The sequence below is a fragment of the Candidatus Kuenenia stuttgartiensis genome (assembly GCF_900232105.1).
GTDB classification, from domain to species: Bacteria; Planctomycetota; Brocadiia; order Brocadiales; family Brocadiaceae; genus Kuenenia; species Kuenenia stuttgartiensis_A.
Genome location: NZ_LT934425.1, coordinates 2,380,447 through 2,406,971, shown reverse-complemented (window position 1 = coordinate 2,406,971; position 26,525 = coordinate 2,380,447). Strand labels below are relative to the sequence as shown.

The 26,525-nt window shown below is 41.0% G+C and carries 21 protein-coding genes; 11 read left to right on the top strand and 10 right to left on the bottom strand.

The window, feature by feature from the left end; all coding sequences use genetic code 11:
- Positions 1 to 129: 129 nt before the first annotated feature.
- From KSMBR1_RS11040 to KSMBR1_RS11025, 4 genes are all read right to left on the bottom strand, one after another.
- Positions 130 to 789, bottom strand: coding sequence for a hypothetical protein (locus KSMBR1_RS11040; RefSeq protein WP_157820534.1), 660 nt, complete (start codon positions 787 to 789; stop codon positions 130 to 132).
- Positions 790 to 1,005: 216 nt separating this feature from the next.
- Positions 1,006 to 3,837 (bottom strand): tetratricopeptide repeat protein, encoded by a 2,832-nt coding sequence (locus KSMBR1_RS11035; protein ID WP_099325383.1) that lies wholly within the window; start codon positions 3,835 to 3,837, stop codon positions 1,006 to 1,008.
- A 113-nt stretch (positions 3,838 to 3,950) separates the two neighbouring features.
- Entirely contained in the window at positions 3,951 to 4,169 is a 219-nt protein-coding gene (locus KSMBR1_RS11030) for a hypothetical protein (RefSeq protein ID WP_099325382.1), read from the bottom strand.
- Between the two features lie 182 nt (positions 4,170 to 4,351).
- A complete protein-coding gene (locus KSMBR1_RS11025; protein ID WP_099325381.1) occupies positions 4,352 to 5,641 on the bottom strand; it encodes an OmpP1/FadL family transporter in 1,290 nt (429 codons plus the stop codon).
- 229 nt (positions 5,642 to 5,870) lie between these two features.
- On the opposite strand from KSMBR1_RS11025, the gene KSMBR1_RS11020 reads away from it, so the two are divergent.
- The 4 genes from KSMBR1_RS11020 to KSMBR1_RS11005 all read left to right on the top strand — a co-directional run bounded on the left by KSMBR1_RS11020 (position 5,871) and on the right by KSMBR1_RS11005 (position 9,059).
- Complete coding sequence (locus tag KSMBR1_RS11020; protein WP_099325380.1) at positions 5,871 to 7,238, top strand: B12-binding domain-containing radical SAM protein; 1,368 nt, start codon at positions 5,871 to 5,873, stop codon at positions 7,236 to 7,238.
- Between the two features lie 20 nt (positions 7,239 to 7,258).
- Positions 7,259 to 8,068, top strand: a complete 810-nt coding sequence (locus KSMBR1_RS11015) for a methyltransferase domain-containing protein (protein WP_099325379.1) — start codon at positions 7,259 to 7,261, stop codon at positions 8,066 to 8,068.
- 446 nt (positions 8,069 to 8,514) lie between these two features.
- Positions 8,515 to 8,781: a DUF4160 domain-containing protein gene (locus tag KSMBR1_RS11010; RefSeq protein ID WP_099325378.1), complete on the top strand. Its 267-nt coding sequence runs from the start codon at positions 8,515 to 8,517 to the stop codon at positions 8,779 to 8,781.
- 11 nt (positions 8,782 to 8,792) lie between these two features.
- Positions 8,793 to 9,059, top strand: a complete 267-nt coding sequence (locus tag KSMBR1_RS11005; protein WP_099325377.1) for a DUF2442 domain-containing protein — start codon at positions 8,793 to 8,795, stop codon at positions 9,057 to 9,059.
- A 91-nt stretch (positions 9,060 to 9,150) separates the two neighbouring features.
- Here the strand turns inward: KSMBR1_RS11005 and KSMBR1_RS11000 are convergent, their stop codons facing one another.
- From KSMBR1_RS11000 to KSMBR1_RS10985, 4 genes are all read right to left on the bottom strand, one after another.
- Positions 9,151 to 11,070, bottom strand: a complete 1,920-nt coding sequence (locus KSMBR1_RS11000) for an HD family phosphohydrolase (protein ID WP_197705166.1) — start codon at positions 11,068 to 11,070, stop codon at positions 9,151 to 9,153.
- Between the two features lie 183 nt (positions 11,071 to 11,253).
- A complete protein-coding gene (locus KSMBR1_RS10995) occupies positions 11,254 to 13,323 on the bottom strand; it encodes a PilZ domain-containing protein (RefSeq protein ID WP_099325376.1) in 2,070 nt (689 codons plus the stop codon).
- 201 nt (positions 13,324 to 13,524) lie between these two features.
- Positions 13,525 to 14,568: a DNA polymerase III subunit delta' gene (gene holB, locus KSMBR1_RS10990; RefSeq protein WP_099325375.1), complete on the bottom strand. Its 1,044-nt coding sequence runs from the start codon at positions 14,566 to 14,568 to the stop codon at positions 13,525 to 13,527.
- Between the two features lie 60 nt (positions 14,569 to 14,628).
- On the bottom strand, positions 14,629 to 14,919 hold the full coding sequence (locus tag KSMBR1_RS10985; protein ID WP_099325374.1) for a lipoyl domain-containing protein: 291 nt from the start codon (positions 14,917 to 14,919) through the stop codon (positions 14,629 to 14,631).
- 890 nt (positions 14,920 to 15,809) lie between these two features.
- On the opposite strand from KSMBR1_RS10985, the gene rny reads away from it, so the two are divergent.
- The 7 genes from rny to KSMBR1_RS10945 are packed head-to-tail and all read left to right on the top strand — an operon-like array spanning position 15,810 to position 25,666.
- A complete protein-coding gene (gene rny, locus KSMBR1_RS10975; protein ID WP_099325372.1) occupies positions 15,810 to 17,366 on the top strand; it encodes a ribonuclease Y in 1,557 nt (518 codons plus the stop codon).
- A gap of 3 nt (positions 17,367 to 17,369) precedes the next feature.
- The gene (gene mnmG / locus KSMBR1_RS10970; protein ID WP_099325371.1) at positions 17,370 to 19,184 is read left to right on the top strand and encodes a tRNA uridine-5-carboxymethylaminomethyl(34) synthesis enzyme MnmG; all 1,815 of its coding nucleotides are present in this window, start codon (positions 17,370 to 17,372) and stop codon (positions 19,182 to 19,184) included.
- Positions 19,185 to 19,222: 38 nt separating this feature from the next.
- Entirely contained in the window at positions 19,223 to 21,331 is a 2,109-nt protein-coding gene (locus KSMBR1_RS10965; protein WP_099325370.1) for a molybdopterin oxidoreductase family protein, read from the top strand.
- A complete protein-coding gene (locus KSMBR1_RS10960) occupies positions 21,325 to 22,458 on the top strand; it encodes a two-component system sensor histidine kinase NtrB (RefSeq protein WP_099325369.1) in 1,134 nt (377 codons plus the stop codon). Before KSMBR1_RS10965 ends, KSMBR1_RS10960 begins: the two co-directional genes overlap by 7 nt.
- Positions 22,459 to 22,507: 49 nt before the next feature.
- Entirely contained in the window at positions 22,508 to 23,251 is a 744-nt protein-coding gene (locus KSMBR1_RS10955; RefSeq protein WP_099325368.1) for a response regulator, read from the top strand.
- A 31-nt stretch (positions 23,252 to 23,282) separates the two neighbouring features.
- On the top strand, positions 23,283 to 25,340 hold the full coding sequence (locus tag KSMBR1_RS10950; protein WP_099325367.1) for an EAL domain-containing protein: 2,058 nt from the start codon (positions 23,283 to 23,285) through the stop codon (positions 25,338 to 25,340).
- Between the two features lie 20 nt (positions 25,341 to 25,360).
- Entirely contained in the window at positions 25,361 to 25,666 is a 306-nt protein-coding gene (locus tag KSMBR1_RS10945; protein WP_099325366.1) for a hypothetical protein, read from the top strand.
- Positions 25,667 to 25,995: 329 nt separating this feature from the next.
- Here the strand turns inward: KSMBR1_RS10945 and KSMBR1_RS10935 are convergent, their stop codons facing one another.
- Positions 25,996 to 26,205: a DUF2283 domain-containing protein gene (locus KSMBR1_RS10935; protein WP_099325364.1), complete on the bottom strand. Its 210-nt coding sequence runs from the start codon at positions 26,203 to 26,205 to the stop codon at positions 25,996 to 25,998.
- Between the two features lie 113 nt (positions 26,206 to 26,318).
- Entirely contained in the window at positions 26,319 to 26,516 is a 198-nt protein-coding gene (locus KSMBR1_RS21585; protein WP_172953483.1) for a hypothetical protein, read from the bottom strand.
- Between the last annotated feature and the right edge of the window lie 9 nt (positions 26,517 to 26,525).

The window sequence follows — 26,525 nt, the reverse complement described above, 5'->3', positions numbered from 1 at the left end:
CACATTTTCTCCACCATGCCCGTGTATGGCTATGGGATATGGATTCTTTTAAATAAATTCGTTTTGAAAAAAATAATGACTGGCAGGTAGGGAAATGAATATGTTTTTAAAATGTCCGTTTAGGGATGATTATTTAGAAAACCACAGGAAGACAATTGTGCCTAAGAGCGTAATCCAGAAACCAAAAAGCCACTTAAGCAGGTCGATTTTAGCAATATAGATTTTGCCTGATAGTTCAAGCTTGGAATTTTCAATTTTGCCTTCAAGTTCACTTTTTGTTCGATCGATTTTGCCTTCAAGGTCACTTTTTGTTCGGTCGATTTTGTCTCCAAGTTCACTTTTTGTTCGGTCGATTTTGCCTTCAAGTTCATTTTTTGTTCGATCGATTTTGCCTTCAAAGTCACTTTTTGTTTGGTCGATTTTGCCTTCAAGTTCACTATTTGTTTGGTCGATTTTGTCTTCAAGTTCACTTTTTGTTCGATCGATTTTGTCTTCAAGTTCACTTTTTGTTCGATCGATTTTGTCTTCAAGTTCACTTTTTGTTCGATCGATTTTGCCTTCAAGTTCACTCTTTGTTTGGTCGATTTTGCCTTCAAGTTCACTTTTTGTTCGATCAATTTTAACACCAAGCGCGTTTCTCGTTTTTTCACCGTCAATTTTTAGCAACTCAATGTCTGCTTTGGTTGCACCGTCTCCCCTGTAAGCCTCAATGAACTCGATAAGATCCCGGGCTTCATCTTCGCCAATTTTTGGTTCCAGTTTTTTTATAAGGTCATATGATTTAAACATGGATTTATAGATAGCAAAAATAGTACAAAAAAGCAACGAGAAAGCAACTATTCAGCGTAAAACGATACACGGCTCGTTCCCAAACAGATACTTCACTATGTTCAGTACAAGGTTTGGGAACGAGTTGCGCTCTGATCTCCGGGTAATTTAATAAATTACGCTGAATAGTTACACGAGAAAAATAACAACGCATACAAACCTCACCAACGACATCTTTTACTCCCTGGTTTTTTCTTCAATCTTTTCGAGTAATTCCCTGGCGACCTTATCATCAGGTGCAAGCGTTAGCGTGTTTTCCAATGCCTCCTTCGCCAGATCATATTGTTCCCTATTATAATAAACAACGCCAAGTATCCTGTGTGCATCGATTGATTTTTTATCTATTTGTATTACTCTCTGGCACTCGTGCACTGCATTTTCCCAGTCGAAATTTTTCAGGTAAATATCTGCAAGTAGCAAATAAATATTTACATAACCATGCTCCGGGTAGGCCATATTAAACTCGCGTAAAAGGGTTTCTGCCCGGTCATGCTGCTGTAAATCAACATATTCCCCCGCTAAATTGTGTGTATAAATGGGATTCTCAGGCGCCAATGACACGGCCTTCTGAGAATATCGGACGGCCTCATCATATTGTTGTTTTTTTTTATAAATAACGCCAACATTATTATAGTAGTCTGCAACGGAAGGATTCCGTTCAATGAGTTTTTTGTAACAATCCAAAAGTTCTTCATATTTTCCCGCAGACAAACAGGCATTTGTTAAATTCTCCAGGTAAACTTGTCCGTTCTGACTAAGTTCCAGCGCCTTTTTGAAACTTTCAATCGCTTTATCCGGCATGCCTTTTTTAAGAAAAATCGCACCTAAGTTATTATAATACACAGGTTCTGCAGGATTTATTTCAACCGCCTTTTCCGCAAAATAGAGTGCCTTCTCCATCTCCCCTTTTTGTAAATAAATATTGGTCAATCGCTCTAAATAGGTGACGGTTGCTGGCCGAATCAAATACGCCTGATAGAATTCCTCCAGTGCGCGATCCGTATTCCCCTTATTGAGATATAAAAACCCAAGATTGCCGTGAAATTGCGCCTGAAACGGGTCCATTTCTATCGCTTTGCTATAAAAATCAATCGCCTGATCAATCGTAGGCCGATTAAATTTTTCCGCTAACATCTGATAAATCATGCCAAAATGAAAAAAACCTACAAAATGTTCCGGAATAACCTTTAAAGAATTACCCGCATGGACAAATGCCTTTTGTATCCATTTCTCATCATTTGTATTTGATGCTTTTTGTAAATATACTTTGCATAATTCGTCACGATACGTGGTTTCATAAGGGTTGAGAAGGACTGCCCTGTTGATAAAGAACAGTCCTTTATCAACCATCAGTGCTGAATTTTCTCTCTCAGAATAATTCAATATCCTTCTGCCATATTCAAAATTCATATCCGCCTTGTATATACGCAAAACAAATAAGGTGATAAAACCCAACATGGCAAGTATCGATACACAACAAATCCACTTAAAACAGATTTTGCCAGGGGAAGGGACATTCTCTTTCTTTTGAAGGATTTTTTTTTGCTTTAACTGCGCTTCTTCGCCCGCGCCATTTCCTTCGGCGGTATTTATTTTTATTATCGAAATACAAAGCCCCATCATCACCCAGAAAAGCGTCACAATGGGGGTGTTTCCAAAGCTAAATTGATTCTGAATGAGATAGCAAACTATTCCGGATGAAAGCCCTAATATAAGGATCTTATCCCGATTGTTTAATCTCCTGTAATTCCTGCCAACATATACCCCAAAGGCAGTCAACAGCCACACATACGTTCCCAAACCCAGGATGCCCCGGGTGACGGCAGTATCAAGGATATCATTATGGATTCTATCCTGACGGGGAAACTGAAATCCATTATCCTCTTCTAAAACAGAAAATACCTTTGCCAGATTTTTTTGAAAAACAATCCCTATGGTATCTGGACCAATGCCAAGGGCCGGATAGTCCTTTATGATTTCAACAGCCGCCAGATATTGAAAAATCCTGGAAAAGGAGGATCCTGTAACAGAAAATTTTCCGGCAATCCATGGCCTTGGCTTCCGGGATATACTTTTTTCTTCCGCCTCTTTATCAATAAAAAAATCTGACGAATCCTTTTCATTTTGCACATCAGCAGCAAAATGTTTAATAAATGACGTTTCAGGCTTCACATTAAAGAATATCCCTATAATAAAGAATGAAACAACAAGTATTAAGAATGGATACCTTTCGGTAGATCGTTTTATAAAAATGAAAAAGAGAAACGGTACGATCCCGCCAAGAAGCGCTACAAAACATGCCCTGGTATTGGTAAGCCAAAAGGCGATGTATATGATCACCGATACTACATAAAAACTCCAGATGGCATATCGATTGTTAATGAAAATACCATCTTTGCCCTCTTTCTCTTTAAAGCCTATGAAAAATAAAGAAACGACCACGGGCAGTACCATAACAAGCTGCGCTGCAAAGAATACAGGATTTCCAAATGTTGAAAATACCCGGGGGCCACTGCTGCTCCATGTAAAATAATCCACACCGCATCGCTGAAAAATCCCATAAATTGAAGAAATTAACGCGCAAACGGCCATAGATATCAAAAGCATATAAAGCCTTGTACGCGTAGTGATGAAATGTATTGTGACGTAAAAAAGAAATATATAGCAGAGTGTGGCCGCCAGCCCTTCAAAACGCTTGTAGGTACCGAAAAGGCTCATAACCGGATTTATCGATACCGTTGTTGCAATGATAAAGATTGCTATATAGGCAAGAATAGGCGTGTTTATCGAGACATGCGAAAATGAAAAATCATGTTTGACCGTTAGTAAGATTGTCCAGATTACGAGCGTAGCTATTGAAAAAAAATATAAAACCGCGACCTTGCTAAGGTCAAAAACGCTGTAGAGGCGTATATCAAAAAACAGGGGAATAATGACAACTGCAGCAAGCAATAGACCTATTATTGCTTGCTCGCAGTAGTTTGATATGGATTTGGGTATAGTAATCATTTTACTATGTTTCTTTCAAAAGATTAAATACGAAGCTTACAAAATACTACTAATTTTTTGTCTTTTTGCAACAAATTATAAAAAACCAGCTTAAATAGTGAAACGATTTCATTTCATTTCGACTCTTTCCGGTACTTCTTTGTTTTGGAATGGTTTTGAGGTTCTTGCATTTGCAGGCAGGGGGTATCCCATTTTCTCTCCGGCAATAGGACAACAACGGGGGATTTTTCGTTTTTGGGGTAGTTGGTAGTGTTCTCTGCATTCTTCTGATCTTCTGGTTCTGCCGGGCATGGCATTAGTACCTTATTGGTAATTTCTTTGCACACTTCCATTCGTCAGTGCGTGCTTTTTGGCAAAATGTTTAATTGTCCCTTCTGTAGTCAGCAATCTGTCGTCGTCAAATTGCAGATTGAGAATTGAGGACTGCAGATTGTTTTCGTGTTTGTTTAGTTTCTGGCTATGCCGGATTAGGAATGTGGGTGCTATATAAATAAATGCCTTCCATAATCTACAATCAAAAATTATACACCAGGCTGATACCAATCAAGTGGAGATCACTATCATACTTTCCACTCGCGCTGGTGGCACTATTTACCAGGGAGTCAGAGGGATTGTCATCAATGGAATTGTTTTTACTCCTGCCTTCGAGCCGCTGATAACCATATGCTATGTCGATTCTGAATTGTTTGAATTTAATATTGGTTCCGAGGGTAATAAGATGTGTATTGGCATCGGGGACAATGGGGTCAAAAGTTTTGTCGGGTACAGGGTTTCCGCTGTACAGGTAACCTGCAAGCAATGCAAATGTTTTATTTATCTGATATTTGGCGCCAAGATTTACTGAATAGGTATCTTTCCAATCTTTTTCGGTAACGGATGTTTTACTGCCGGCAACCGGCTGATCAAGATTTATCTTTAATTCGTCAAAGGAAGACCAACCTTCCCATCTCAAACCAGTTTCCAGCGTAAGACAGTCTATGCCTCTATAGGTAATTCCCACATGAGCCTGTTGCGGAAGTGTCAGGTCTGCATTGCCTCCGGTATTTTGAAATAGTGTGCTGATTAGTGAAGGGGTACCGTTGGGAAGGTCAAAATCGGCGTCGCCATCAATATCAACCTCGATTTTGCTGCGGTACGATGTACCGATGGAAATATCTTCGTTAATGTCGTAGATAAAGCCAAGATTATATCCAATGCCATCACCATCTCCGTCAAATTGTTGTCCGGCGTCGGATAGCCCGTAGGGAGACAGATTTATCTGTTTCTCTAAAGTAGTATCGAGCAGAACGTAGTTAACTCCTGCCGCGAATGCGATATTTGGCATTATCTGATATGAAACCACGGGGTTTATATTAAAGGTTTGTAATTCTGAATTGGTAGCTATATACCTTCCTTCCCAATCATCACCCCAGTCAATTCCCAATCCAAAAGAGTTAAAGACGCCCAGTCCGGCACTAACCTTATCATTGAACTTATGGGTGATAAAAACCGTGGAGGGGAAAAACACGTCTTCTTCTGTTTTAAAAGTCTTTCCGGATAAATCACTTCTAAATTCATTAGAAGGCAAAAGCACGGTCGTCCCAGCTTCTATCTGTGTCCCGTCGAGTTTATTAATCAATGCAGGATTAAAAAAGATAGCCGACGGGCTATCAGAGTTGGCAATTACGGCATTTGCCTGTCCGAGTGCGGTAGCCCCTTGGGTAAAGATCGCGAAGCCGGAACCATACGCGTTTGGAATGATACAAATGACAAACAATACACAGAGAGGAACAGCTATTCCTTTCAATAATCCTTTTCGACTCATAGTAAACATCCTCCTGTTTGAGATAAGAAATGAAATGCAAAGGTTCAAGTGTGATAACGTGCCTATATAATCAAATCTAAATATCATTATCAATCAAAAAAAAATTAACACGAAAACTGCCCTTTTGTTAAAGGTTATTGCAGAGTATTAATACTCTGCAATAACCTGTTAAATGCGTCTATATAAAATTATTATTCAAATTAAGTGGTATTTAGAGTACAAATAACGCATGAAAAAACTTTTATTAATAAATCCAGTAGGTCGCAGAAGTGGTTATCTCCTGAGTAAATTTTCCACCTTTCCTCCATTAGGTCTGGCCTATGTAGCCGCAGTGACTCCCTCAAATTGGAATGTTAAAATTGTAGATGAAAATTTTGATAAGTTTGTGTTTGAAGAAGCGGACCTGGTGGCTATCACTGCCTTTACTACTACGATTAGCCGTGCTTACGAAATTGCACGTATGTATCGTGAACGAAAAACAAAGGTGGTTATGGGGGGAATACACGTCTCGATGCTTCCGGACGAGGCGCTACAGTATGCTGATGCGGTATTAATTGGTGAGGCGGAAGGTATATGGGAAAGGGTGATTAACGATTTTGAAAATAATCGTCTGTCCTCAAAATATGTAGGCGTTCAAATGGACTTAACCACGTTTAAAACCACTCCCCGTCATGATCTCCTGCACCCTGACTATTTCTGGCATTCTGTGCAGACTTCACGCGGATGCCCGTTTAATTGTTACTTCTGCTCGGTATCTAAGCATCTTGGTAAAGCATATCGCCAACGTAAGCCCCAGGAGATACTGAATGAACTTGAGGAGATAAAGGGAAAATATATAACCTTTGTGGACGATAATCTGATTGGTTATACCACGGAGAGTAAAGCCCGGGCTATGGAATTGTTTAAGGGCATGATCCAGCGGAAATTACATAAGAGGTGGTGGATGCAGACCTCTATTAATGCAGCAGATGATGAGAGAGTAATTGAACTGGCAGCCCAATCCGGATGCTTGTATGTGTTTATCGGTTTTGAGACCATCAGCCAGGGAATGCTAAAGGACATGAAAAAAGGGATTAATCTGAAGATTGGCGTGGAAAATTATAAAAAAGTAGTTGATCGTTTTCACAAGTACGGAATAGGGGTATTAGGGGCATTTATAATTGGCAATGATAATGAATCTTCTCTATATTATAAAAAATTAGCTGATTTTTTAGTCCAATCGGGAATTGATATTGTTCAGATCACATTGCTTACTCCCCTCCCCGGCACCCAGTTGATGGATCAACTGCGAGGAGAGGGCAGATTACTTTATCAAAACTTCCCACAAGATTGGGATAAATACCGCTTCTCTTATCTGGTACATCCGCCACAAGGTGTGGAGATAGATACCGTATATATAGGCAACAATTATATCAAGAATCGAATATATTCTTTTCCTACATTCCAGTTTCGCCTTATGAAATCATTTCTTAAATTAAAGAGCATGAGAAATTTCTACGCCATTTACAAGTCTAATAAGGCAGGTAAAAAGAGCTGGCTAAATTCACACTATCACCAAAAATATCCATCCGTTTTTAAATCTGATTCTGAATTCTAATAACACAGGAGTTTAAATACATGCAGGGCAAAGAATACTTAATGGAAAATGATGAAGAGGCTTTGCGTTTGGACATAAAAACAGATACAAGCGTTGTTGAGAAACAGGCCCTCTGGGCAGGTATAGAGACAGGAATGCGTGTAGCTGATATTGGCTGTGGTTCAGGAAAAACAACCTCTATACTTCATAAATTGGTTCAACCTGATGGTGTGGCAATAGGTGTGGATGGCGCGGAAAAAAGAATTGAATTTGCTAAAGAACGTTACGGTGTCAAAAGAATAGAATTTATATGTAAAGATATACCGGAACCCCTCAACGACCTGGGGGTGTTTGACTTTGTATGGGTCCGCTTTCTTCTGGAATACTATCGTTTGAATAGTTTCAATATCGTTAAGAATATATCCGAAATTGTAAAACCCGGGGGTATTTTATGTCTGATTGATCTTGACCATAATTGCTTAAACCATTTTGGTCTTTCTCCAAGGCTGGAAACGACCCTCTTCGCTATAATGAAATATTTAGAAGAAAAAGCAGATTTTGACCCTTACATGGGGAGAAAGCTTTATTCTTTCCTGTATGATCTTGGTTATCAGGATATAAACATAGATGTTGCCTCACATCACCTGATATTTGGGGAATTAAAGGATGCCGATGCCTTCAACTGGATGAAAAAATTTGAAGTTGTCTCAGGAAAGATAAATTTCCATTTTAAAGAATATGAGGGGGGATATAGAGAGTTTTTGGATGAATTTAATGAATTTTTTACTAATCCCAGAAGATTTACCTACACGCCGGTAATTTGTTGCCGTGGACGTAAACCTATGGCTTAGTTAAATAGCCAATCATGTTTTTTGAAAGACTAAAGTGTTACAAGGTTTTTCATTATGCCGTTAACCTACCCCTGGCCTTCCCAGCAGGGGAATTTGAGAAGAGCCACCTTGGGAGTGGATTAAGGGAGGAGAGTCTTTGGGCGTTTCTCTTTTAAAACCTAAGATGGCATAGCCAGAACCAAACAAGCACGGAATACGAAACAAATTCTAATGACAACTGGAAATTGTCTTTGTAGTGCGACGAGGTTCATCGCCAAAGTAATCAATGGAGCAAAGGGTCTAATTCTGCACCCAAAAGTCAGCTAACAATGCAATTGCACACGAATTGTTAATCTGCGTTTTTTGGAAATTTGGAAATTTAGTTACTGCTTGTTCAGACTGTAATAGCGGAAAATCAAACAAGATCATTAATAATTTGTAGGTACAACTAAACTAATGGAGACGTGATGCCAACTATCTCTATGTTTTACGGAATCATTATCAGGATGTATTGTTCTCCGAGAGAACATAACCCTCCGCACGTCCACGCATATTATCAAGACTACAAGGCCATTATTGATATTTGTGCATGTGAGGTATCAGAAGGTAAGTTGCCACCAAAACAAACGAAACTTGTTTTGGCATGGGCTGAAATTCATAAGGAAGAACTTTTAGCTGATTGGGAATTAGCATCAAAAGGCGAACTTCCTTTCCCAATCGAACCTTTAAAATAAGGAGGAAATCTATGTATTTGTCGGTAATAAGCGTAAAGCCATTAGATGGGTGTAAGCTTTTGATTAAATTTGAAAATGAGGAAGAAAGAATTTTTGACGTCTCACCGTATTTTAACATAGGTAAATTTGCAGAATTAAAAGATATTTCCATGTTTAACACTGTAACTGTCAAGTTTGATACGATAGAATGGGCAAATCATTTGGATATTGATCCAGAAGTATTGTATGAAAAAAGTATTAAAGTAGAAACTCAACACATAACAAATCAGTCGAGGTGACGCCTTTATCACGCACGGTTTCTGAGTTTCTGGATTCTTTGTTTGTGTTATTTTTTTTCATAGTTTTCTACGCCTGTACGGCCACCTCACTTTAGTCGTTATTTCCCCTGTTATAATAACTAATAAATGCCTCTATAACATTTTTGTCAAAATGTATTTTACCTTCCTCTTTTAAAAGCTGAAACGCTATATCAATGGGCATCGGGTCCCGGTAATGACGTTTTGATGTGATAGCTTCAAAAAAGTCAGCCACCGCGATTATTTTGGCTCCCAGGGGAATATCTTCTCCCTTAATACCTTTTGGATAGCCGCTTCCATCGATCTTTTCATGATGGCACTCTGCAATGTAGGGAACCTCCGTATAAATGCCCTCAAAGTTTATCTGTTCTAATATTTTCCTGGTTTTTGTCGTATGCGTTTCTATCTCATTACGCTCTTCGATGTCCAGTTTCCCCTCTTTCTTTAAGACAGAGTCTTTGATGCCTATCTTGCCATAATCATGCAGTAGCGCGGCCACTCTGATCATTTCGCAATAATCCTTTGGCATATTTAATTCATTGCAGATGCCCAGGGCATATTCTGTAACCTTTTCAGAATGTCCGGCCGTCAGGGAATCGCGGGCATCGATACTGGCGGCCAGAACCAGGAGTATGGACTTGAATTGTCGTTCCTTCGCCTCGATAAGAGTGGCATTATGAATGCTTATCCCGATTTCTGAAGCAATACCCATTAACAAACTTATATCACTCTGGCGGAATGGTTTTTTTGTCTTTATATTATCTACAACGAGGACCCCTAACGAATTTTTCTCGTAAACTATGGGGCAACAGATAAAGGACTTGGTCCCCATTTTTTTAGCCAAATCCAAACTGTGCGGGGAAAGGGTAGTCTCTATTTCAGTAATATCATTTATCAAAAAGGGTTTTTGTTCACGAAAGGAAACGACAAACACCCCTTTTGATGGGGGTCTGTTTAAACGGAAACAGGTATTCTTCAGCACGCTTAACAATTCATCTGTATATCCGAAACCTGTGCGAAAGACCAGTCTCGTTTTATCCTGATTTGCCAAAAGAATCAAACCACGATCATAATCAAGTCTTTTCTCAAAAACTTGTATGACGTTTGACAGAATACCATCAATCTCCATCTGCTTGCTAACGGCCATGCCCATTTCGTTTATCATAAGGGCGTTGTTATAATTCACATCAACCTGTTCCAAAAGCTTATCGGACGAATCTCTCAGGCTGTTTATAGCTGCATTTAATTCCCTTTTTTCGATGATTCCAGCATAGAGGGTTAATAACAAAACAGCAAAAACGGAAATTGGAAAAACCGTTATCGGCGTTATCCATGGATGCATGAAATAAGAACTAAGGCACGCTGCTGCAAAAAATATGATTGCGTAATTTCTTATTTTTTTCCAAAAAGATGATGGTGATTCTTTCCATGAAACTATATAACGGCAAACCCTTCCCCCTTTAAAAAGGCATTCTGGATGTTCTACCCCTGGCAATCTATAATTAAATACCATGGCAATAGCCTCAAAAAAACCAATTCTGTTTTCACATTGGAATGGTTTTTCGCTGACACCCTCATTCGGAACAACCGTAATTTCTACTTTATTGGTTCCTCTTTTTGTTGATTTATAGATTGCCGATTTAGTGAAATTATGAGCGTACTTCCCTGCTATCTCATAGGCTTTTGCCGGACCAACAAGGCCAAGGACATACTGTCTCATTATTCCTATAGCTTCCGGTGATGCCGCATACCTGCCTGCTTCACGGGCAATATTTTTATTTCCCGTTAGTTTTACCAGCCTTTCGTAAAAGAGGTCTACCTGCTCCTGGGTAAACCAGTGACCTTCGTCAGTAACCTGGTAAGATTCCATTCCGGCATAGTTTAAAAGTTCACCTACATTTATATAACTATAGTTTCTTTTAATAAGCTTAATATAAGTATCTATTATACGGCTGTTATATAAAGGCCTATTGTCTATCTTTGGCGTTTTCATAGATATTTAGATTGCAGACAGTATGCTTTGCGTAAATAGAAGTGGAGTGAAAATTGCGTTTTTACGTTTATCAGGAATATCAAAAGAAAAAATGTGCGCTACCTACAACCTTGTTTAATGAAGCGATTTGCATTCATCCCGAGTTATAATCAAAGTTTTTAAATAAATTATCAAAAAAGGGATTTACCCAAAATTTGCGCTATTCTTAAATCTATCCTTTTGAACACGACTAAATAAACCCTCCATGAACTCAAAGTACTGATCCGTATACTGCATATTCAGTATCCACAAATTATACACCTTATCATAAGGTATTGACTGCTCTTCAGCATAGCTGACAGGGTAAAGGAGTATCGGGATTTTTTCCTGCTCATAGTAGTTTGATAGCTTATACAGGCAGGAATAAAGGGCATCGCGGGGAACATCTTCAGACTCCAGCACTATAATATGAATGCAATTGGTCAGGTCTGACATGTTCAGCCCTGTGTCAGAGATGTTTAACATGATAAAAGCCTTAAGGATACCCTCTTTCTTCAGAGAGAAGAGTCTCCGTTCCCTCTTAAAACCAAGCCGTTGATATTCTCTGCTGAGTTCGTCACTATCAAGCATACTTTGCTCCAAATCCAGGGCGTGTATCATAAGACCTCCGGACGTATATTCATAAAAGCTTTCAAGCTCCGTAAGGTCTTCCGGTTGCACTTTCGTAAGCGACCACAAAGCTGACATTTCTACTTGATTTGCATTTTTATGATGATGAAAATAGGCAAAAGGATCGATGGAAGACCCTTTAGGGTCATGTATCGATTCCGTAACTCCACCAAATACCCTATGAGGAAAACGGTTGTCTGGCCTGAAGTAGCAAATAACATAGTTCATGTGTGTTGAATAGAGGCGGTGGAAATCGTTTATATACCGCTCAACCTGGCCCAACACAACAAGACCCGCCATGCTGTCACTTGACCTGCTCGCGGCATGGTGGTGAAGCAACCACGTATTCTCATAAAAACGGAGTATAGATATATGTCCATGAATTATCCCATTACTCTGATAAATGAAATGCCTTGCTATACCGGGATTTTTTATGTACAGCTTCTCATACGTCTCTTTAAACCGTTCCTTATTGTTATGCATAAGGGCATATTTCCCTGGATATACAAAACCCGTCTCAAAAAAGAACTTCCACAGGGCATCCAGGTCCACCCAGTTGCAGGCGTAGGTTTTTTTGTTCGCTACATGATGCAGAATGCCTGAAAGCCTTCCCTGGTCATGAATATCCATATCCAGAAAAGCAATACCACACCTTACAAACATTGTGCTGTCTTTGGTTCTGGCTGTATTCCTGTAAACAACCTGTGCCTTGCACTTGAGCTTAAAACCATCTGCAAATTCTATAAAAAGTTCAGGCACGATTATACCCGGCAGAAGTATGGAATTGTAGTAATACTCCTTCACAGATAAACCCGAACCTGCCAGGTCTTCAACCTCCAGATTGATCATCTTACTGGTTAAGGGATGCAGGAAAATGATATTGGGCGAAGGTATCAGTTTGTGCCTTGAACTACGGTATTTTTTAGGTTTAAACCTGCGCATCTGTTTGTCAATGGATTCTAGTATGAATGACCTCGTTTTCTGACCATCGGTTTGTCTGGTGATTCTGCATGACCCTGAATAAAAAGTATCCTGTTCGTCTTTAAAAACTATATAGACGGGGCATTCAGGATTTACCCAATAGAAGGATTGAGGCGGTACTGTTGATACTTCTACGCAGAATGAAACAGCGCCAAAATCCAAAAGACGTCCGGAAAAAACTGTACCGTTTTGAATGAAATCAACCTGAACGCCTTCACATGAATACCTTTTTACCCGCTGATGTCCGAGTTCATAGCAGGTATCAGGGAGAGAGAAACGTATTCCTTCCTCGCGTATAGCCATCACATCAGTTTTAATACGAATAAGTTTTTCTCCCTCAGTAAGAAAAATATCGAGGAATTCATAGGCATTTAGCTTCAGTCCTTTTGGTCGAAGCCAAATGCAGTCGAAACTATCGTCAAGGCATGGTTTCGGCCTGGCTTGAAGGGATATGATATTGTTGTATTTCAAATGCTTGAAATTTATAAGGATGGTGCCGGACTGGAAGTGAATATAGTTCAAAATGTTGATCAAATGTTTTTTGCTGACCGTCTTCCAGTCTCCCGGCTGATTGTCCAGGCGGATGTTTTGAGCTAGTTGAATAATCTCTTGAAGGCTAACCACTTTTCACCTCAATCCCATGTTGTCCCGGTTCAGTAATTGTGAATGAGTACCAACGTTTTGCATTTTGTTTAAGAAAGGAATGTTCGCTTATTTCCCTTCTGAAAAGACTTGTCTGTATGTTGTCGCATAACATCGGCAGGGTGGATAATGGGGTGCGTAATTATTCTTTTCCCGTGAGCTAACTTGTTATCAGCAACGTAATTATTGCGCAAACCAGGCCTTAGGGTCAGATTGAAGGTAAAGTATCTCGGTAATCATATTCTCAATCAATAAATTGATATTGGCATTACAGTCGAGATACTTTAAAGAAGTTTTTATTCTCTCTAAAATCTTAAACAGGGTCTTTTCTGACAGAGATTTACTTTTCGCTATCAAGGCATCCTTCCAGTCATCGTAATAGAGAAGAAAATGCTCCCCGCCTGCTTTACAAATAAGTATGTCCCGGTAATACATCAAAAACAGCAAAAAGAGTTCTTTTACATGCGATCTTTTTTCCTCCAACACTTCCATGTCCTGTATATTCCATTCATTTAATAGCTCTTTGGAAAAGGTCAGATTATCCTTCAAACTTACCTCAAAAAGTTTTTCTGCAAGCCAATGTTTCTTTTCCAGAGCGTTTGCCTCCATAAACATTGCAGCTCTTTTAAGGCTGCCACCGGAGATTAAAGCAAGTTGTGCGGCCAGTTGTTTATCTAATTGGAACCGGTCAGTGAGTATATTCTCCATTGCTTTTAGTGATAGCGGGGAGAACCTCACTACCTGGCATCTTGACTTTATCGTTTCACTGACAGATTCCAAAGAAGTTACTATTAATAATATAATGGCATATAATGGCGGTTCTTCTAATGTTTTCAGCAAGCAGTTAGAGGCTTCCTCATTCATCTTGTCCGCATCTTCGACAATGACAATTTTGTGCTTTGATTCTAAAGGTTTTACAAAAAGAATTTCCTGTAGATATTTTAATTGTTCTAATTTAATTACCCGATGGTTTTTCTCTGGTAACAGAAAAAAGATATCCGTAAAATTATCGGCATCAATCCTTTTACATATATTGCAATTGTCACACGCGCCGTCGATTTTGCCCGATTGGCAAAATATCTTCTTTGCCAACTCCCTTGCAAACGACATTTTGCCAATCCCTTCCTGCCCGGCAAAGATGTAAGCATGCGCTAAACGTTCATTTTTAAGGGCATTTTTAAATAAAGATAAAACCTGCTCCTGGCCAATTATTTTCGCAAAAGACATAAAACCCTTAAATGAAGGCAAAGAAATTGAAAATTATCCATTGTCCATTTATCGCCGCAACTATTCTTCTTCGTCTTCATCCTCGTTTTCCTCTTCGTCTTCGTCCACCTCTTCTTCCGTCTCAAGTGTTGCTAAGATATCACCTACTTTTACCACATCACCTTCTTGTACATGAATTTCAACTAACCTTCCGGTAGTTGGTGCATTTATGTTGAAGGTCGTCTTATCCGTAATCATTTCAACAAGATCTTCACCTTCTTCAACCGCCTCATCTTCATCCACATACCAAAAAGAAACTGTTGCCTCATCCCCATTACCCTCTATTTCCGGCAATTCCACATCAACTTTCATAGTTATTCTCCTAAAAATCGTGAGACAAAAAAAGCTTTTAAAAATCAGTTTAATCCCTAAAAGGAAGGCGATTATACTGAACAGCGAAAAGCTTGTCAAGCGCCAAAGACCGCATCAGAAAATCACAAAAATATTATCTTTAACAACCTTCCCAATAACACTTAAACCTTTTAATATTAGATATATAATTAGCTTGACTTGGCAAAAAAGATAAATTATTATTGCAGTTTGGACTATTAATGAATGATGCGAAATATGCAAAATTGAGTTACACCTTGCCCTTATAATTATATTTTCGTAAGGAATTTTATAATTTTTCTCAAAAGAATATCCATTTCCAGTTAGTAGCATTTTCATTATTATTTCTTATTTAAAAATAGTTGAACGATTGAAAGGCTTAATCACTAAGGGTTATTTTTATTTGTCATACAATGTATTATTGTTGGAATCAGGGGATATGAAAAGCAACCTTCTCATTAATCTGAAAGTTTAATCCGATTTTTGACTGGGATTTCTCTAATGTTATTGTTAACAAAACGGTCAGCATCCAATATGATATTTATGGATCCAAAAGAAAAAATATACAGATAACAAAATCTGGTAAAATTAATCCCTCACGTTAATTTGCCGGAAATGCATCTTGGTAAGTATTTTCTCATATGTTTGTCACTGTTGCATTATTTTATCAAAATATAGCACATAACATTACATAGTATCCCGCTTTTTCATTCCTCATTAGGTCCCGGTAGCATATCCTTAGGTCTTGCCGTTCTCCGGCAAAGGCTTTTCGACCTTCAGAAGTAGTTTTTCCCATAGTTTGGTACGACCACTATTACGTTTTCATTTTTTCCCCGGAGGATGGGCGCGATATATCTGCTCATAAAAATATAATGCAAATCTATCAGTTTCCTTGTTATCTCCTTTTTCCTGTTTGTATTGCCATAGGCTATTTTATCTGCATTGCAGTAATTAGAAAAAAACAGGCTGCAAAGGAAAAGAAGGTACAGCAACTTATTGAAGATTCAAAGAGAGAGGCTGAAAAAATAAAAAAAGAAGCCGAACTCTCGGCAAAAGCCGAATTGTTTCAACGCAAAGAAGCAATAGAAAAAGAGATGCAAGAAACAAAAATCGAGCTGAGACAACAGGAAAGAAGGTTAAGCAAAAGAGAAGACAACCTTGAACGAAAAGTCGAGTTATTAACAAAAAAGGAAAAACACCTTGATACACTATCCACTAATTTGGGTATTAAAGAAAAAAAAGTTGATGAAAAGAACGTAGAACTGGAAAAAATCATAGAAGAAGAGAATAACACGCTCCTTAAAATTTCCAATATGTCAAGGGATGAAGCGGAAAAACTATTGCTGACCAGGCTGGAAAGAGAACTTGATATCAAATGCGCCGAATTAATCTCGAAAAAGATAGAAGAGGCAAAGGAAAATGCTGAACAAACGGCATTATCATTAATTACCACATCAATTCAACGGTGCGCCTCTTCTCATACCGCAGAAAATATTGTCAGCTCAATTGAACTGCCCAACAACGAAATGAAGGGACGTATTATCGGAAGAGAAGGCAGAAACATCCGCGCCTTCGAAAAAGCAACTGGTATCGACGTTATAGTAGATGATACTCCCGGAGTAATTGTCCTCTCCGGTTTTGATTGTGTACGCAGGGAAATTGCCCGGCAATCTATGGAAAAATTGATCGTTGATGGAAGAATCCACCCCGCCCACATTGAAGAAATCGTAAAAGAAACGGAAAAGGAAATAGAACAAGTCATCATGGAAACAGGAAAACAAACATGCTTCGACCTTGGCGTACACCACATCCATCCGGAATTAATAAGACTTGTCGGAAGGCTGAAATACAGAACCAGTTACGGGCAAAATCAACTAAAACACTCAATAGAGGTTGCGAATCTCATGGGCATCCTTGCTGGAGAATTGAAACTAGATGTTGCCCTTGCGAAAAGATGTGGACTTTTGCACGATATTGGAAAGGCAACCGGGTCTGAATCCGAAGGGACACATGCTCTCGTAGGCGCTGATCTTGCAAAGCGTTACGATGAAAGAAATGAAGTGATTAACGCAATTGGCGGACATCACGAGGAAAGGCCTGTGGAATCTGTTTACACTGTTTTGGTAAGCGCAGCAGATGCGATTTCTGCAGGAAGGCCCGGCGCAAGAAGAGAAACGTTGGAAAAATATATCAAGCGCCTTGAAAAACTTGAGGGAATTGCAACCTCTTTCAACGGCGTAGAAAGCGCTTATGCCATTCAGGCGGGAAGAGAAGTCCGCATCATGGTTTGTCCGGATAAAGTAAACGACAAGGCCGCGGCAAAGATGTGTTACGACATTGCAAACGAAATAGAAAAACAATTAGAATATCCGGGAGAGGTTATTGTTACCGTTATTCGGGAAACACGCTTTGTAGAACGCGCGAAATAACATATGCATACGGAGTTTGATGTTATTGTTGTTGGCGCGGGACATGCCGGATGCGAAGCCGCTTTAGCCTCGGCGCGCATGGGACTGAATACCGCCCTTCTCTCAATAAACCTCGATACAGTCGCACAAATGTCCTGCAATCCTGCAATCGGGGGTATTGCCAAGGGGCAGCTCGTGAGAGAAATCGACGCATTGGGCGGAGAAATGGCGCAGGTGATTGATGCAACGGGTATTCAGTTTCGCATGCTCAACACAAAAAAAGGCCCCGCAGTACATTCACCACGCGCCCAGGCCGATAAAAAAGCCTATCAGATAACCATGAAAAAAAGATTGGAGCACCAGGATAATCTTTTTATGAAACAGGAAATTGCAGACGGCCTTATTGTCATAGACAATAAGGTCGCCGGCGTTGTCGGCCAGAGTGGTTTACAATACAAATCAAAGGCGGTGATCCTTACCACGGGCACATTTCTAAAAGGCGTAATCCACATCGGAAACTACATAACGAGCGGCGGCAGGATCGGAGAACTCTCTTCCGAAAGATTATCCGGGTCCCTTCGTGACCTTGGGCTTGAAGTACAAAGACTTAAAACCGGTACTTCTCCCCGTCTTAACAGCCGCACTATAAACTACAAAAACCTTAAACCACAACATGGCGACGAAAATCCGCGGCCATTTTCATTTTCAACAAAAACATTATCCGGTGCACAAGTACCCTGTTACATAACCTACACAAACCAGACCACACATGAAATTGTCATGTCCAATCTTAATCGCGCCCCGCTTTATACCGGTCAAATTAGTACGACCGGCCCAAGGTATTGCCCCTCGCTGGAGGATAAAATCGTGCGTTTTCCAGACAAACTGCAGCATCAGATATTTCTGGAACCGGAGGGACTCGATACACTGGAAATATACTGTAACGGCATTTCCACAAGTATGCCTCATGACGTGCAGGAAAGAATAGTCCATTCCATTGAAGGGCTGGAAGCGGCGGAAATAGTTCGATATGGCTATGCGATAGAATATGATTTCGTGCCGCCTACACAGTTGAAACTATCTCTGGAAACAAAAGCGGTAGAGAATCTTTATCTTGCCGGACAAATCAACGGCACATCCGGTTACGAAGAAGCTGCTGCGCAGGGAATAATGGCCGGGATTAATGCCGCCCTGAAAATACATGAAAAGGAGCCGTTTATTCTTGACCGTTCAGAAGCATATATCGGAGTACTCATTGACGATCTTGTTACAAAAGGCACCGAGGAGCCATACCGGCTGTTTACTTCCCGCGCGGAATACCGCCTGCTTTTGCGTCAGGACAACGCAGACAGACGACTGATGAAATATGGGCACAAATACGGACTCATTTCAGATCAGCAATGGAGTACATTACAGGAAAAAGAACGCCTCATTGCAGAAACCCTTGCATACCTGAATTATAAAACGGCGGGGCAAGACGCGTTAGCAAAAATACTCAGCCGCCCGGAACAAACGTTTGATCAACTTCTCGGAATAGACTCCGAACTTGCAGAAAAAAACGTGCCCGGAGATGTGCAGGAACAGGTGGAGATTGAAATAAAATATAAGGGATATATAGAGCGCCAATACAGCCAAATAGAGAAATTCAAAAAGATGGAAAACCACAAGATTCCGGATTGGCTGGACTATTCACACATTACAGAATTAAGAAGAGAGGCACGCCAAAAACTTTCACAGATACGCCCACTATCTTTAGGACAAGCCTCACGCATTTCGGGGGTATCACCGGCAGATATCTCAATCCTTATGATCTACCTCGCAAAAAAAGCAAGAACGTAATCATTGAAATAAATAAAAACAAGGGAGACCGTATTACTATGCCAATTCAATGGCACAAAACAACATGCCCCTATTGCGGCTTCGGCTGCGGTTTGATGGCCGGAGTGGAAAACGGGAAAATCATTGAAATTAAAGGTATGCCAGGCCATCCGGCCAACGATGGAATGATATGCACCCTTCCCGCCAACTCTGTACCCGTTTTCTGCGCAGAGGACAGACTGACAAAACCAATGATCAGGCGGGACGGAAAGCTCTCCCCTGTTTCCTGGGAAGAAGCAATCACCCATGTCGCCTCCCGCTTTCAAGAAATCATAGAAACACATGGTCCCGGAGCAATTGCCATTCACAGCGGAGCAACATGTACGACGGAAGAGTATTATCTCATGAATAAACTGATAAAAGGATGCATTGGCTCCAACAATATCGAGTCCAGCACCCGTCTGTGTATGGCAAGTTCGGCAATGGGCTTTATGTCGACTATCGGCGCAGACGCCCCTCCGGCATGCTATGCGGATATAGAACAGGCAGATTTGTTCTTCATTGCCGGCAATAATATGGCCATCTCTGTGCCTGCCCTGTTCGCAAGGGTAGCAAGGTCGAAAAGAAAGAACGACGCAAAGGTTATTGTCGTTGACCCGCGCAGGTCGGAAACTACCGGCATAGCGGATATTCATCTTCAGATTAGGCCCGGAACGGACGTAGCGCTGAATAACTCCATAGCCCATGTTTTATTGAAAGAAGGGTATGTCAACGAAGAAAAGGTGGCGGAATACGCATCAGGAATCAAGGACCTTAAGGAACTTTCAGAGGAATACCCCCCTTCAAGAGCATCAGAAATCACCGGATGCCCCGAACAGCTTATCATTGATGCGGCGCGAATGGTTGGCCGGTCTAAGGCAATGCTCATTTTCTGGTTCCAGGGATATAACCACTCCACGCAGGCGGTATTTAAAAATAACACATTGCATAATTTATGGCTTCTGACAAATAATTTTTGCAAACCGGGCGCAGGGCCGTTGTCAATCACCGGGGAATGCAATGCGCTCGGCTGCCGCTGGGTTGGCGGATTATCACATCTTTTGCCCGGCATGCGGATGGTGGCAAACCCACAGCATCGGCAGGAAGTAGCCGATTTCTGGGGCATTCCCACAGAAAAACTCCATCCGGTTCCAGGCAGGTCCATAATGGATATAGTCAGTGGCCTTCATTCGGGCGACGTACGCGCCCTCTGGGTCATTGCCGCAAATCCCGCCGCATCGCTGCCGAATACAAAGTGGATTTTAGACGGGTTATCAAAGGCGGAGATGCTTGTTGTTCAGGATATTTTTCACCCCACTGAAACCACCAAACTCGCGGACGTAGTATTGCCCGCCGCCCAGTGGTGCGAAAAGGCAGGCACGTTTATTTCTTCAGAGAGGCGCATCGAACTGGCGGATAAAATAATCGACCCGCCGGGAGAAGCGAAGCCGGACTGCGAAATATTGTGGCTTGTTGCGCGTGCGATGGGCTTTGAAAAGGAATTTCCCTACTCTTCTCCGGAAGATGTCTTCGGAGAGTTTAAACAAATAACAAGTGGCCGCATTTGCGATATGAACGGAGTGACGTATGAAAGATTACGCGGGAATACGGGTATTCAACTGCCATGCCCGGATGTGAATCATCCGGGAACGCCTCGCCTGTTCACGGACAGATATTTCCCCAGAGCCGATGGGCGCGCCGCCCTGCTGCCTCGCGAATACCTCCCTCCAAAAGAAACCATTAACGAAATATATCCCTTTGTTCTTATCACCGGGCGCCAGCAATGGCATTTTAACACCGGTGTCCGGACAAAACGTATTCCCTATTTACACCAACGCGCACCGGATAACTTCGTCGAGATTCATCCGCACGATGCCGCACAACTACGCATACAAAACGGAGATGAGGTTGAAGTTTCCTCTTCACGCGGCACGACAAAAGGCTTCGCTCAGATTTCCGGCCGTGTGCTTCAGGGAAATATTTTTATGCCAATACATTACGGCGGCGCTATAAACAATAAAGATGCCAGATTAGCTAATCTTGTAACAAACAATATCTGTGACATCCACTCAAAACAGCCCGAATATAAATTCAGCGCCGTCAACTTAAAGAAATCTCAGCCATGTTGACCACAGCACATAATACAATGCCTGACCGTCTCATTAAAAATGAACTTGAAGCGGCGAAACGGACAATCCGGTTCTTTGAGGCAATTTTACGTTCCACGCACAATGGCATAATAGTCACTGACGCAACGAAAAATATTATTGTAGCCAATGATGTGTTTTGCGCTTTGTTCGGCAATACACTAAGAAATGTAATAGAAACAAATCTGTTTGTATGGCTCGAACAGCTCGACGGTAAAGCCGGCGAGCAATGGGCGACGCTGGCGGATAATGTATGCCGGAACGGCTTCAGCCAGGATGTGTGCTTTCAGAAAACAACCCCAGACGGCATTAGGTATTTCAGCGTCAATGCCTCTCTTGTAGAAAATCCGGATATGAAGGAGCAGGGCATCATTGTAAGTATCTGGCGCGATATTACCTTGCACAGACAGATGGAAAACGAAATTATTTCTTCAGAACGGCTCGCCGTATTGGGCAAAGTTTCCGGCAGTATTGCCCACGAAATCAAGAACCCACTCGGAGTAATCGACAGTTCCGCGTATTATCTTGGGCTAAAACTAAAAGACGCTGATGAAAAAATAAAGACGCATATCGACCGTATAAAGTCGCAGGTGAAAAAGGCTACGGGGATAATACAGAATCTAGTCGATGTGGCAAAAATGAAGGAACCATACACGGAAACAGCAGGGATACACGCTATTATTGAAAACGTGCTTACAACACTGAACCTGCCACAAACTATTGCCGTCAAAAAGAAAATAGAAGACACCCTTGTTGCCAAGGCAGACAAAGGACAATTAGAAATGGTCTTCAGAAATATCATTGTAAATGCCGTCCAGTCAATGGAAGAATGCGGAATATTATCAATATCATGTCTGGAAAAGCCTCTTGAGAAAAACAGATTTATAGAAATACGCATTCAGGATACAGGGCCTGGCATTATGCCGGAAGACAGGGAAAGAATATTTGAACCGCTTTTTAGCACAAAAACTACAGGCATCGGCTTTGGTTTGACTATTTGCAAGATGATTATTGAACGCCATGGAGGAACAATTACAGTGGAATCAGAAAAGGGGAAAGGTGCGGCTTTTATTCTGCAATTGCCCGTGACATATGAAGAGACAGCGTAGCTATTCCCTATATGGGTCATTCAGCAGTTTTTCAATAAGGGAGAAATAAATGTTGCAGGTAAATACCGTGGAAAAAAAACTTCATATTCTTATCGTGGACGATAATGCAGACTTTTGCACGAATTGCATTGATATTTTTGAGTCAAAAGGCTATTCGGCAACCGCAGTTCATGATGGATTTGACGCAATAGAGGCAGTGAAGGAAAACCCATTTGATCTTGTTTTAATGGATATAAAAATGCCCGTTATGAACGGCGTTGATACATACAAAACGCTCAAACAGATTAATCCACTGCTGCCTGTAATTATGATATCTGCTTATGCCGTTGAGGGACTTCTTGTAAATGCTCTAAGGGAAGGTGCTTTTGCCATTTTCCACAAACCTCTCAACTTCGGAAAGCTTTTTTCAACCATTGAACACACCCAGAAAAATGGAGCGTTCATTATGGTCGTTGACGATGACAACGATATTTGCGAAAGCCTGTCAGACCTTCTCCATGAAAAAGGCTACAGGGTAAAAACGGCAAATGACGGCAGCACTGCCGTGCAAATGTCCCGGGAAAATCTTTTTGACGTCATACTCCTGGATATGAAACTACCCACCATGAACGGTCTGGACGCCTACCTTGCCATAAGAGATATCCGCCCTTCTGTTGTCGTGATTTTAATAACAGGATACCGGAACGAATTAAGAAACCTTGTTGATAGGGCGCTGCAGAGAAACGCCTGTGTTTGTCTGGATAAACCTTTGGATATTGACAGGCTGCTGGATATTATACAGGAAAAAACCTGACCCGGGCGAGTCAGAAGGAAAATGCGATATAATGACAAAACCATTTAACATACTCCTCGTTGATGACAACAAAGAGCTTGGGGAAAACATCAGGGACATCCTGGAGATAAACGGCTACGCCGCCGAAAGAGTTTCTCTTGGCAGCGACGCTCTTCTCTCCGCCCAAAACAAGCATTTTGATTTAGCACTTGTTGATATTGAACTTCCCGATATTAAAGGCACAGAACTTGTCGGAAAATTAGCGAGTATTTCACCTTCCACGCAATACATATACATAACCGGCCATGCAACGCTCGACAGCACAATCGAAGCTATTAAGCAAAAAGACGTGATCTCTTACGAGGTAAAACCCCTCGATATCGACCGCATGCTGCTCACCATCCAGCAGGCAAAAATAAGAATACAAACAGAAACGGAACTGCATAAATCTGAAGAAAGATACCGGAGACTGATAGAAGGCCTTCAGGATAATTATTTCTTCTTCACACGTGATGCCAGCGGTGTTTTTACATATATCAGCCCTTCCATCAAAAACATCCTCGGCTATACTCCTGAAGAGTTTTACACCCGCTACCGCGAATATCTGACCGATCATCTGGTAAACAACGATGCCGCCCAATGCCTGGCGCGGAGCGTAAAGGGGATCAAGCAGCCGCCTTATGAAATTGAAATGTACCACAAAAACGGTGCAACACGAACACTGCAGATGCAGGAAGCGCCCGTATTCGACAGCAGTAAAAACGTCATTTCCATAGAAGGCATTGCCAGAGACATTACCGAGATAAAAACCTCTCAATCGCAGCTTGTATTTTTAGCAGATCACGACCCTCTTACCTGCCTGTTTAATCGCAGGCGTTTTAAGGAAGAACTCGAACTACGCCTTCTGGAAGCACAAAGAAACCATATCAAAGGAGCACTTTTATTTCTGGATTTGGACAATTTCAAATATGTCAATGATACCCTTGGCCATCAGCACGGGGATGAATTGCTGATAAAATTGTCCTGTATTCTGAAAGAAAGGCTGCGGCAGACAGACATTCTCGCCAGGCTTGGAGGGGATGAGTTTGCCGTGATATTGCCTAATACCGAGGAAGAACAGGCACAGCACATCTCAAAACAACTTGTGGAGTTGACAAGAAACTGCCTTGCGCTTGACAGTCTGAATCCACTGCATATAACCGTCAGCATCGGCATTGCAATGTTTCCCGCACACGGCGATACTGCGGAAACACTGCTCGCCAACGCTGATATGGCAATGTATCAGGCAAAAGATGAAGGGCGAGACCGCGGCTGTATCTTCTCGCTGGAACATAAAATACACATCGAGACGCAATACGACTGGAAGCGCAGAATCAAAATAGCGCTGGAACAAAATAGCTTTGCACTGTATTTGCAGCCGATAATAAATGTGAAAACCCGCAAAATTACTGCCTATGAGGTATTGCTCCGCCTGACTGAAAAAAATCAGGAGGTTGTCCCACCTTTAAAATTCCTCGGCACCGCCGAACGATTTGGCATTATACACGAAATCGACAGATGGGTAGTCGTCAACGCAATCCGCATTATAAAAGAACTGAAACTGCATGAAAACGGTATATTTCTTGAAATAAACCTGTCAGGCAAGGCATTTTCCGACAATGAACTATTGTCCATAATAAAAAGGGAAATCGGGGAAAATATCCTTCGTCCCGAAATGCTCATTTTTGAAATAACAGAGACGGCAATCATAGAGAACATCGCAAAGGCGCAGCATTTTATCGCAACGCTTAAGTCAATAGGATGTCGTTTTGCCCTGGATGATTTTGGGAGCGGTTTTTCATCATTTAATTATTTGAAACATTTGCCAGTGGATTACCTCAAAATAGACGGCAGTTTTATTCAACACCTTTCACAAAACTCTGTAGATCAGCATTTGGTCAAGGGAATGGTAGAGGCTGCACGCGGATTAAAAAAACTCACCATCGCCGAATTTGTTGAAACGAAGGAAACATTTCAATTACTGAAGGAAATAGGCATAGATTACGCGCAAGGCCATTATTTTGGGAAACCACTTTCTGTATGTGACGCACTGCAACAGTTTAATTTTTAGCAAAACAGCAATGGTTAAAAATGTCTTTGTGCTGCTGCTATGCAGAGGGAATTCACGAATTGCCGCTAAACAAATTCTCTCCGCCGATTCCCAAACTCTTGTTTGGTAATGTAATGGCACTGGAAACTACATTTGGTGATGTGATTGATGAAAAGGTGCGGTTGTCAGCCGCCGGGGAAATGGTAGCGGGCAAATGGCAAAAAACACCGCAGATGCGTAAAAATGTTTCCATGGATACATGGATTATGGAGAATCAGGAACACATCCCATATTTCTTGCTTAATCTTGTGGAAAAATATGGGATGTGTCCCTATATTTATATTTGATTGAAATACTGTGAGTACCTCATATGAAGCGTATTAAATGTGCGTGCAAATGAATCCTCTTTCTCAGGGACACAAACATGCTTAGTCATAAGACAATATGCCCAGATTTTTAAGGGGTATTTTGTACTGTATTCCTGTAGCCATTGAAGATATCGGATGAAATCTGATTCATCTTCAAAAACTGGCTGTTGATAGTTTCCTCTTTGAGTTACATGATGTGGATAACCGGAGGCTACCGTTCTTGCAATTCGTGGTATAAAATACACATATAACCATTTTGCCTTGACTTGGTAATGATAAATAGCCGCTGTCCCTATTTTCCCTTCTTTTTATGCGACAACTTTTTTCTCTATTTGTTGGTAGGATATGTCTGGCAGATGCGCTGTTGTTTTCGCATGTTCAATTGTCATGCTAACAAGATTGCCATTTTCATCAATGTCGATATATATATTCTCTGATATCTCTCGTGTTTCTTTTACCTGCTTTTCTGTAAATTCCAGCAGAGCCGTGTCCGTATCATTAAAATATTTTATTTTCATAACTTACACCTTTAATTTTTGCCCATTTTCTTATTCGCCCATCGGATTGTATTTGAGTTTGAACAGGATTCTTGATAGTGAAACCAATCCATTCATCTTTTATATATGCCCTGTCAGGTCTTTGGCGTGTGTAGAGAAAGTATTGTGTGTATTTCATTTATATTATTCCGCCTAACTACCACAGGAAACAGGAACATCGAATATTTATTGGTTTTGCCTGATCTTCCCCACGGAAGATTCCTTAACCTTCTTCCAAATAATGTTTCAAGTTTTTTCATAAAGCCATCATTACCATACGGTCTTCCTGTCATTTAACATCT

What these genes read in the sequence shown, in the direction of transcription:
- KSMBR1_RS11040 (WP_157820534.1), bottom strand. Translation starts at nt 789, where the DNA reads ATGTTTAAATCATATGACCTTATAAAAAAACTGGAACCAAAAATTGGC.
- KSMBR1_RS11035 (WP_099325383.1), bottom strand. Translation starts at nt 3,837, where the DNA reads ATGATTACTATACCCAAATCCATATCAAACTACTGCGAGCAAGCAATA.
- KSMBR1_RS11030 (WP_099325382.1), bottom strand. Translation starts at nt 4,169, where the DNA reads ATGGAAGTGTGCAAAGAAATTACCAATAAGGTACTAATGCCATGCCCG.
- KSMBR1_RS11025 (WP_099325381.1), bottom strand. Translation starts at nt 5,641, where the DNA reads ATGAGTCGAAAAGGATTATTGAAAGGAATAGCTGTTCCTCTCTGTGTA.
- KSMBR1_RS11020 (WP_099325380.1), top strand. Translation starts at nt 5,871, where the DNA reads ATGAAAAAACTTTTATTAATAAATCCAGTAGGTCGCAGAAGTGGTTAT.
- KSMBR1_RS11015 (WP_099325379.1), top strand. Translation starts at nt 7,259, where the DNA reads ATGCAGGGCAAAGAATACTTAATGGAAAATGATGAAGAGGCTTTGCGT.
- KSMBR1_RS11010 (WP_099325378.1), top strand. Translation starts at nt 8,515, where the DNA reads ATGCCAACTATCTCTATGTTTTACGGAATCATTATCAGGATGTATTGT.
- KSMBR1_RS11005 (WP_099325377.1), top strand. Translation starts at nt 8,793, where the DNA reads ATGTATTTGTCGGTAATAAGCGTAAAGCCATTAGATGGGTGTAAGCTT.
- KSMBR1_RS11000 (WP_197705166.1), bottom strand. Translation starts at nt 11,070, where the DNA reads ATGAAAACGCCAAAGATAGACAATAGGCCTTTATATAACAGCCGTATA.
- holB (WP_099325375.1), bottom strand. Translation starts at nt 14,568, where the DNA reads ATGTCTTTTGCGAAAATAATTGGCCAGGAGCAGGTTTTATCTTTATTT.
- KSMBR1_RS10985 (WP_099325374.1), bottom strand. Translation starts at nt 14,919, where the DNA reads ATGAAAGTTGATGTGGAATTGCCGGAAATAGAGGGTAATGGGGATGAG.
- rny (WP_099325372.1), top strand. Translation starts at nt 15,810, where the DNA reads ATGCAAATCTATCAGTTTCCTTGTTATCTCCTTTTTCCTGTTTGTATT.
- mnmG (WP_099325371.1), top strand. Translation starts at nt 17,370, where the DNA reads ATGCATACGGAGTTTGATGTTATTGTTGTTGGCGCGGGACATGCCGGA.
- KSMBR1_RS10965 (WP_099325370.1), top strand. Translation starts at nt 19,223, where the DNA reads ATGCCAATTCAATGGCACAAAACAACATGCCCCTATTGCGGCTTCGGC.
- KSMBR1_RS10960 (WP_099325369.1), top strand. Translation starts at nt 21,325, where the DNA reads ATGTTGACCACAGCACATAATACAATGCCTGACCGTCTCATTAAAAAT.
- KSMBR1_RS10955 (WP_099325368.1), top strand. Translation starts at nt 22,508, where the DNA reads ATGTTGCAGGTAAATACCGTGGAAAAAAAACTTCATATTCTTATCGTG.
- KSMBR1_RS10950 (WP_099325367.1), top strand. Translation starts at nt 23,283, where the DNA reads ATGACAAAACCATTTAACATACTCCTCGTTGATGACAACAAAGAGCTT.
- KSMBR1_RS10945 (WP_099325366.1), top strand. Translation starts at nt 25,361, where the DNA reads ATGTCTTTGTGCTGCTGCTATGCAGAGGGAATTCACGAATTGCCGCTA.
- KSMBR1_RS10935 (WP_099325364.1), bottom strand. Translation starts at nt 26,205, where the DNA reads ATGAAAATAAAATATTTTAATGATACGGACACGGCTCTGCTGGAATTT.
- KSMBR1_RS21585 (WP_172953483.1), bottom strand. Translation starts at nt 26,516, where the DNA reads ATGACAGGAAGACCGTATGGTAATGATGGCTTTATGAAAAAACTTGAA.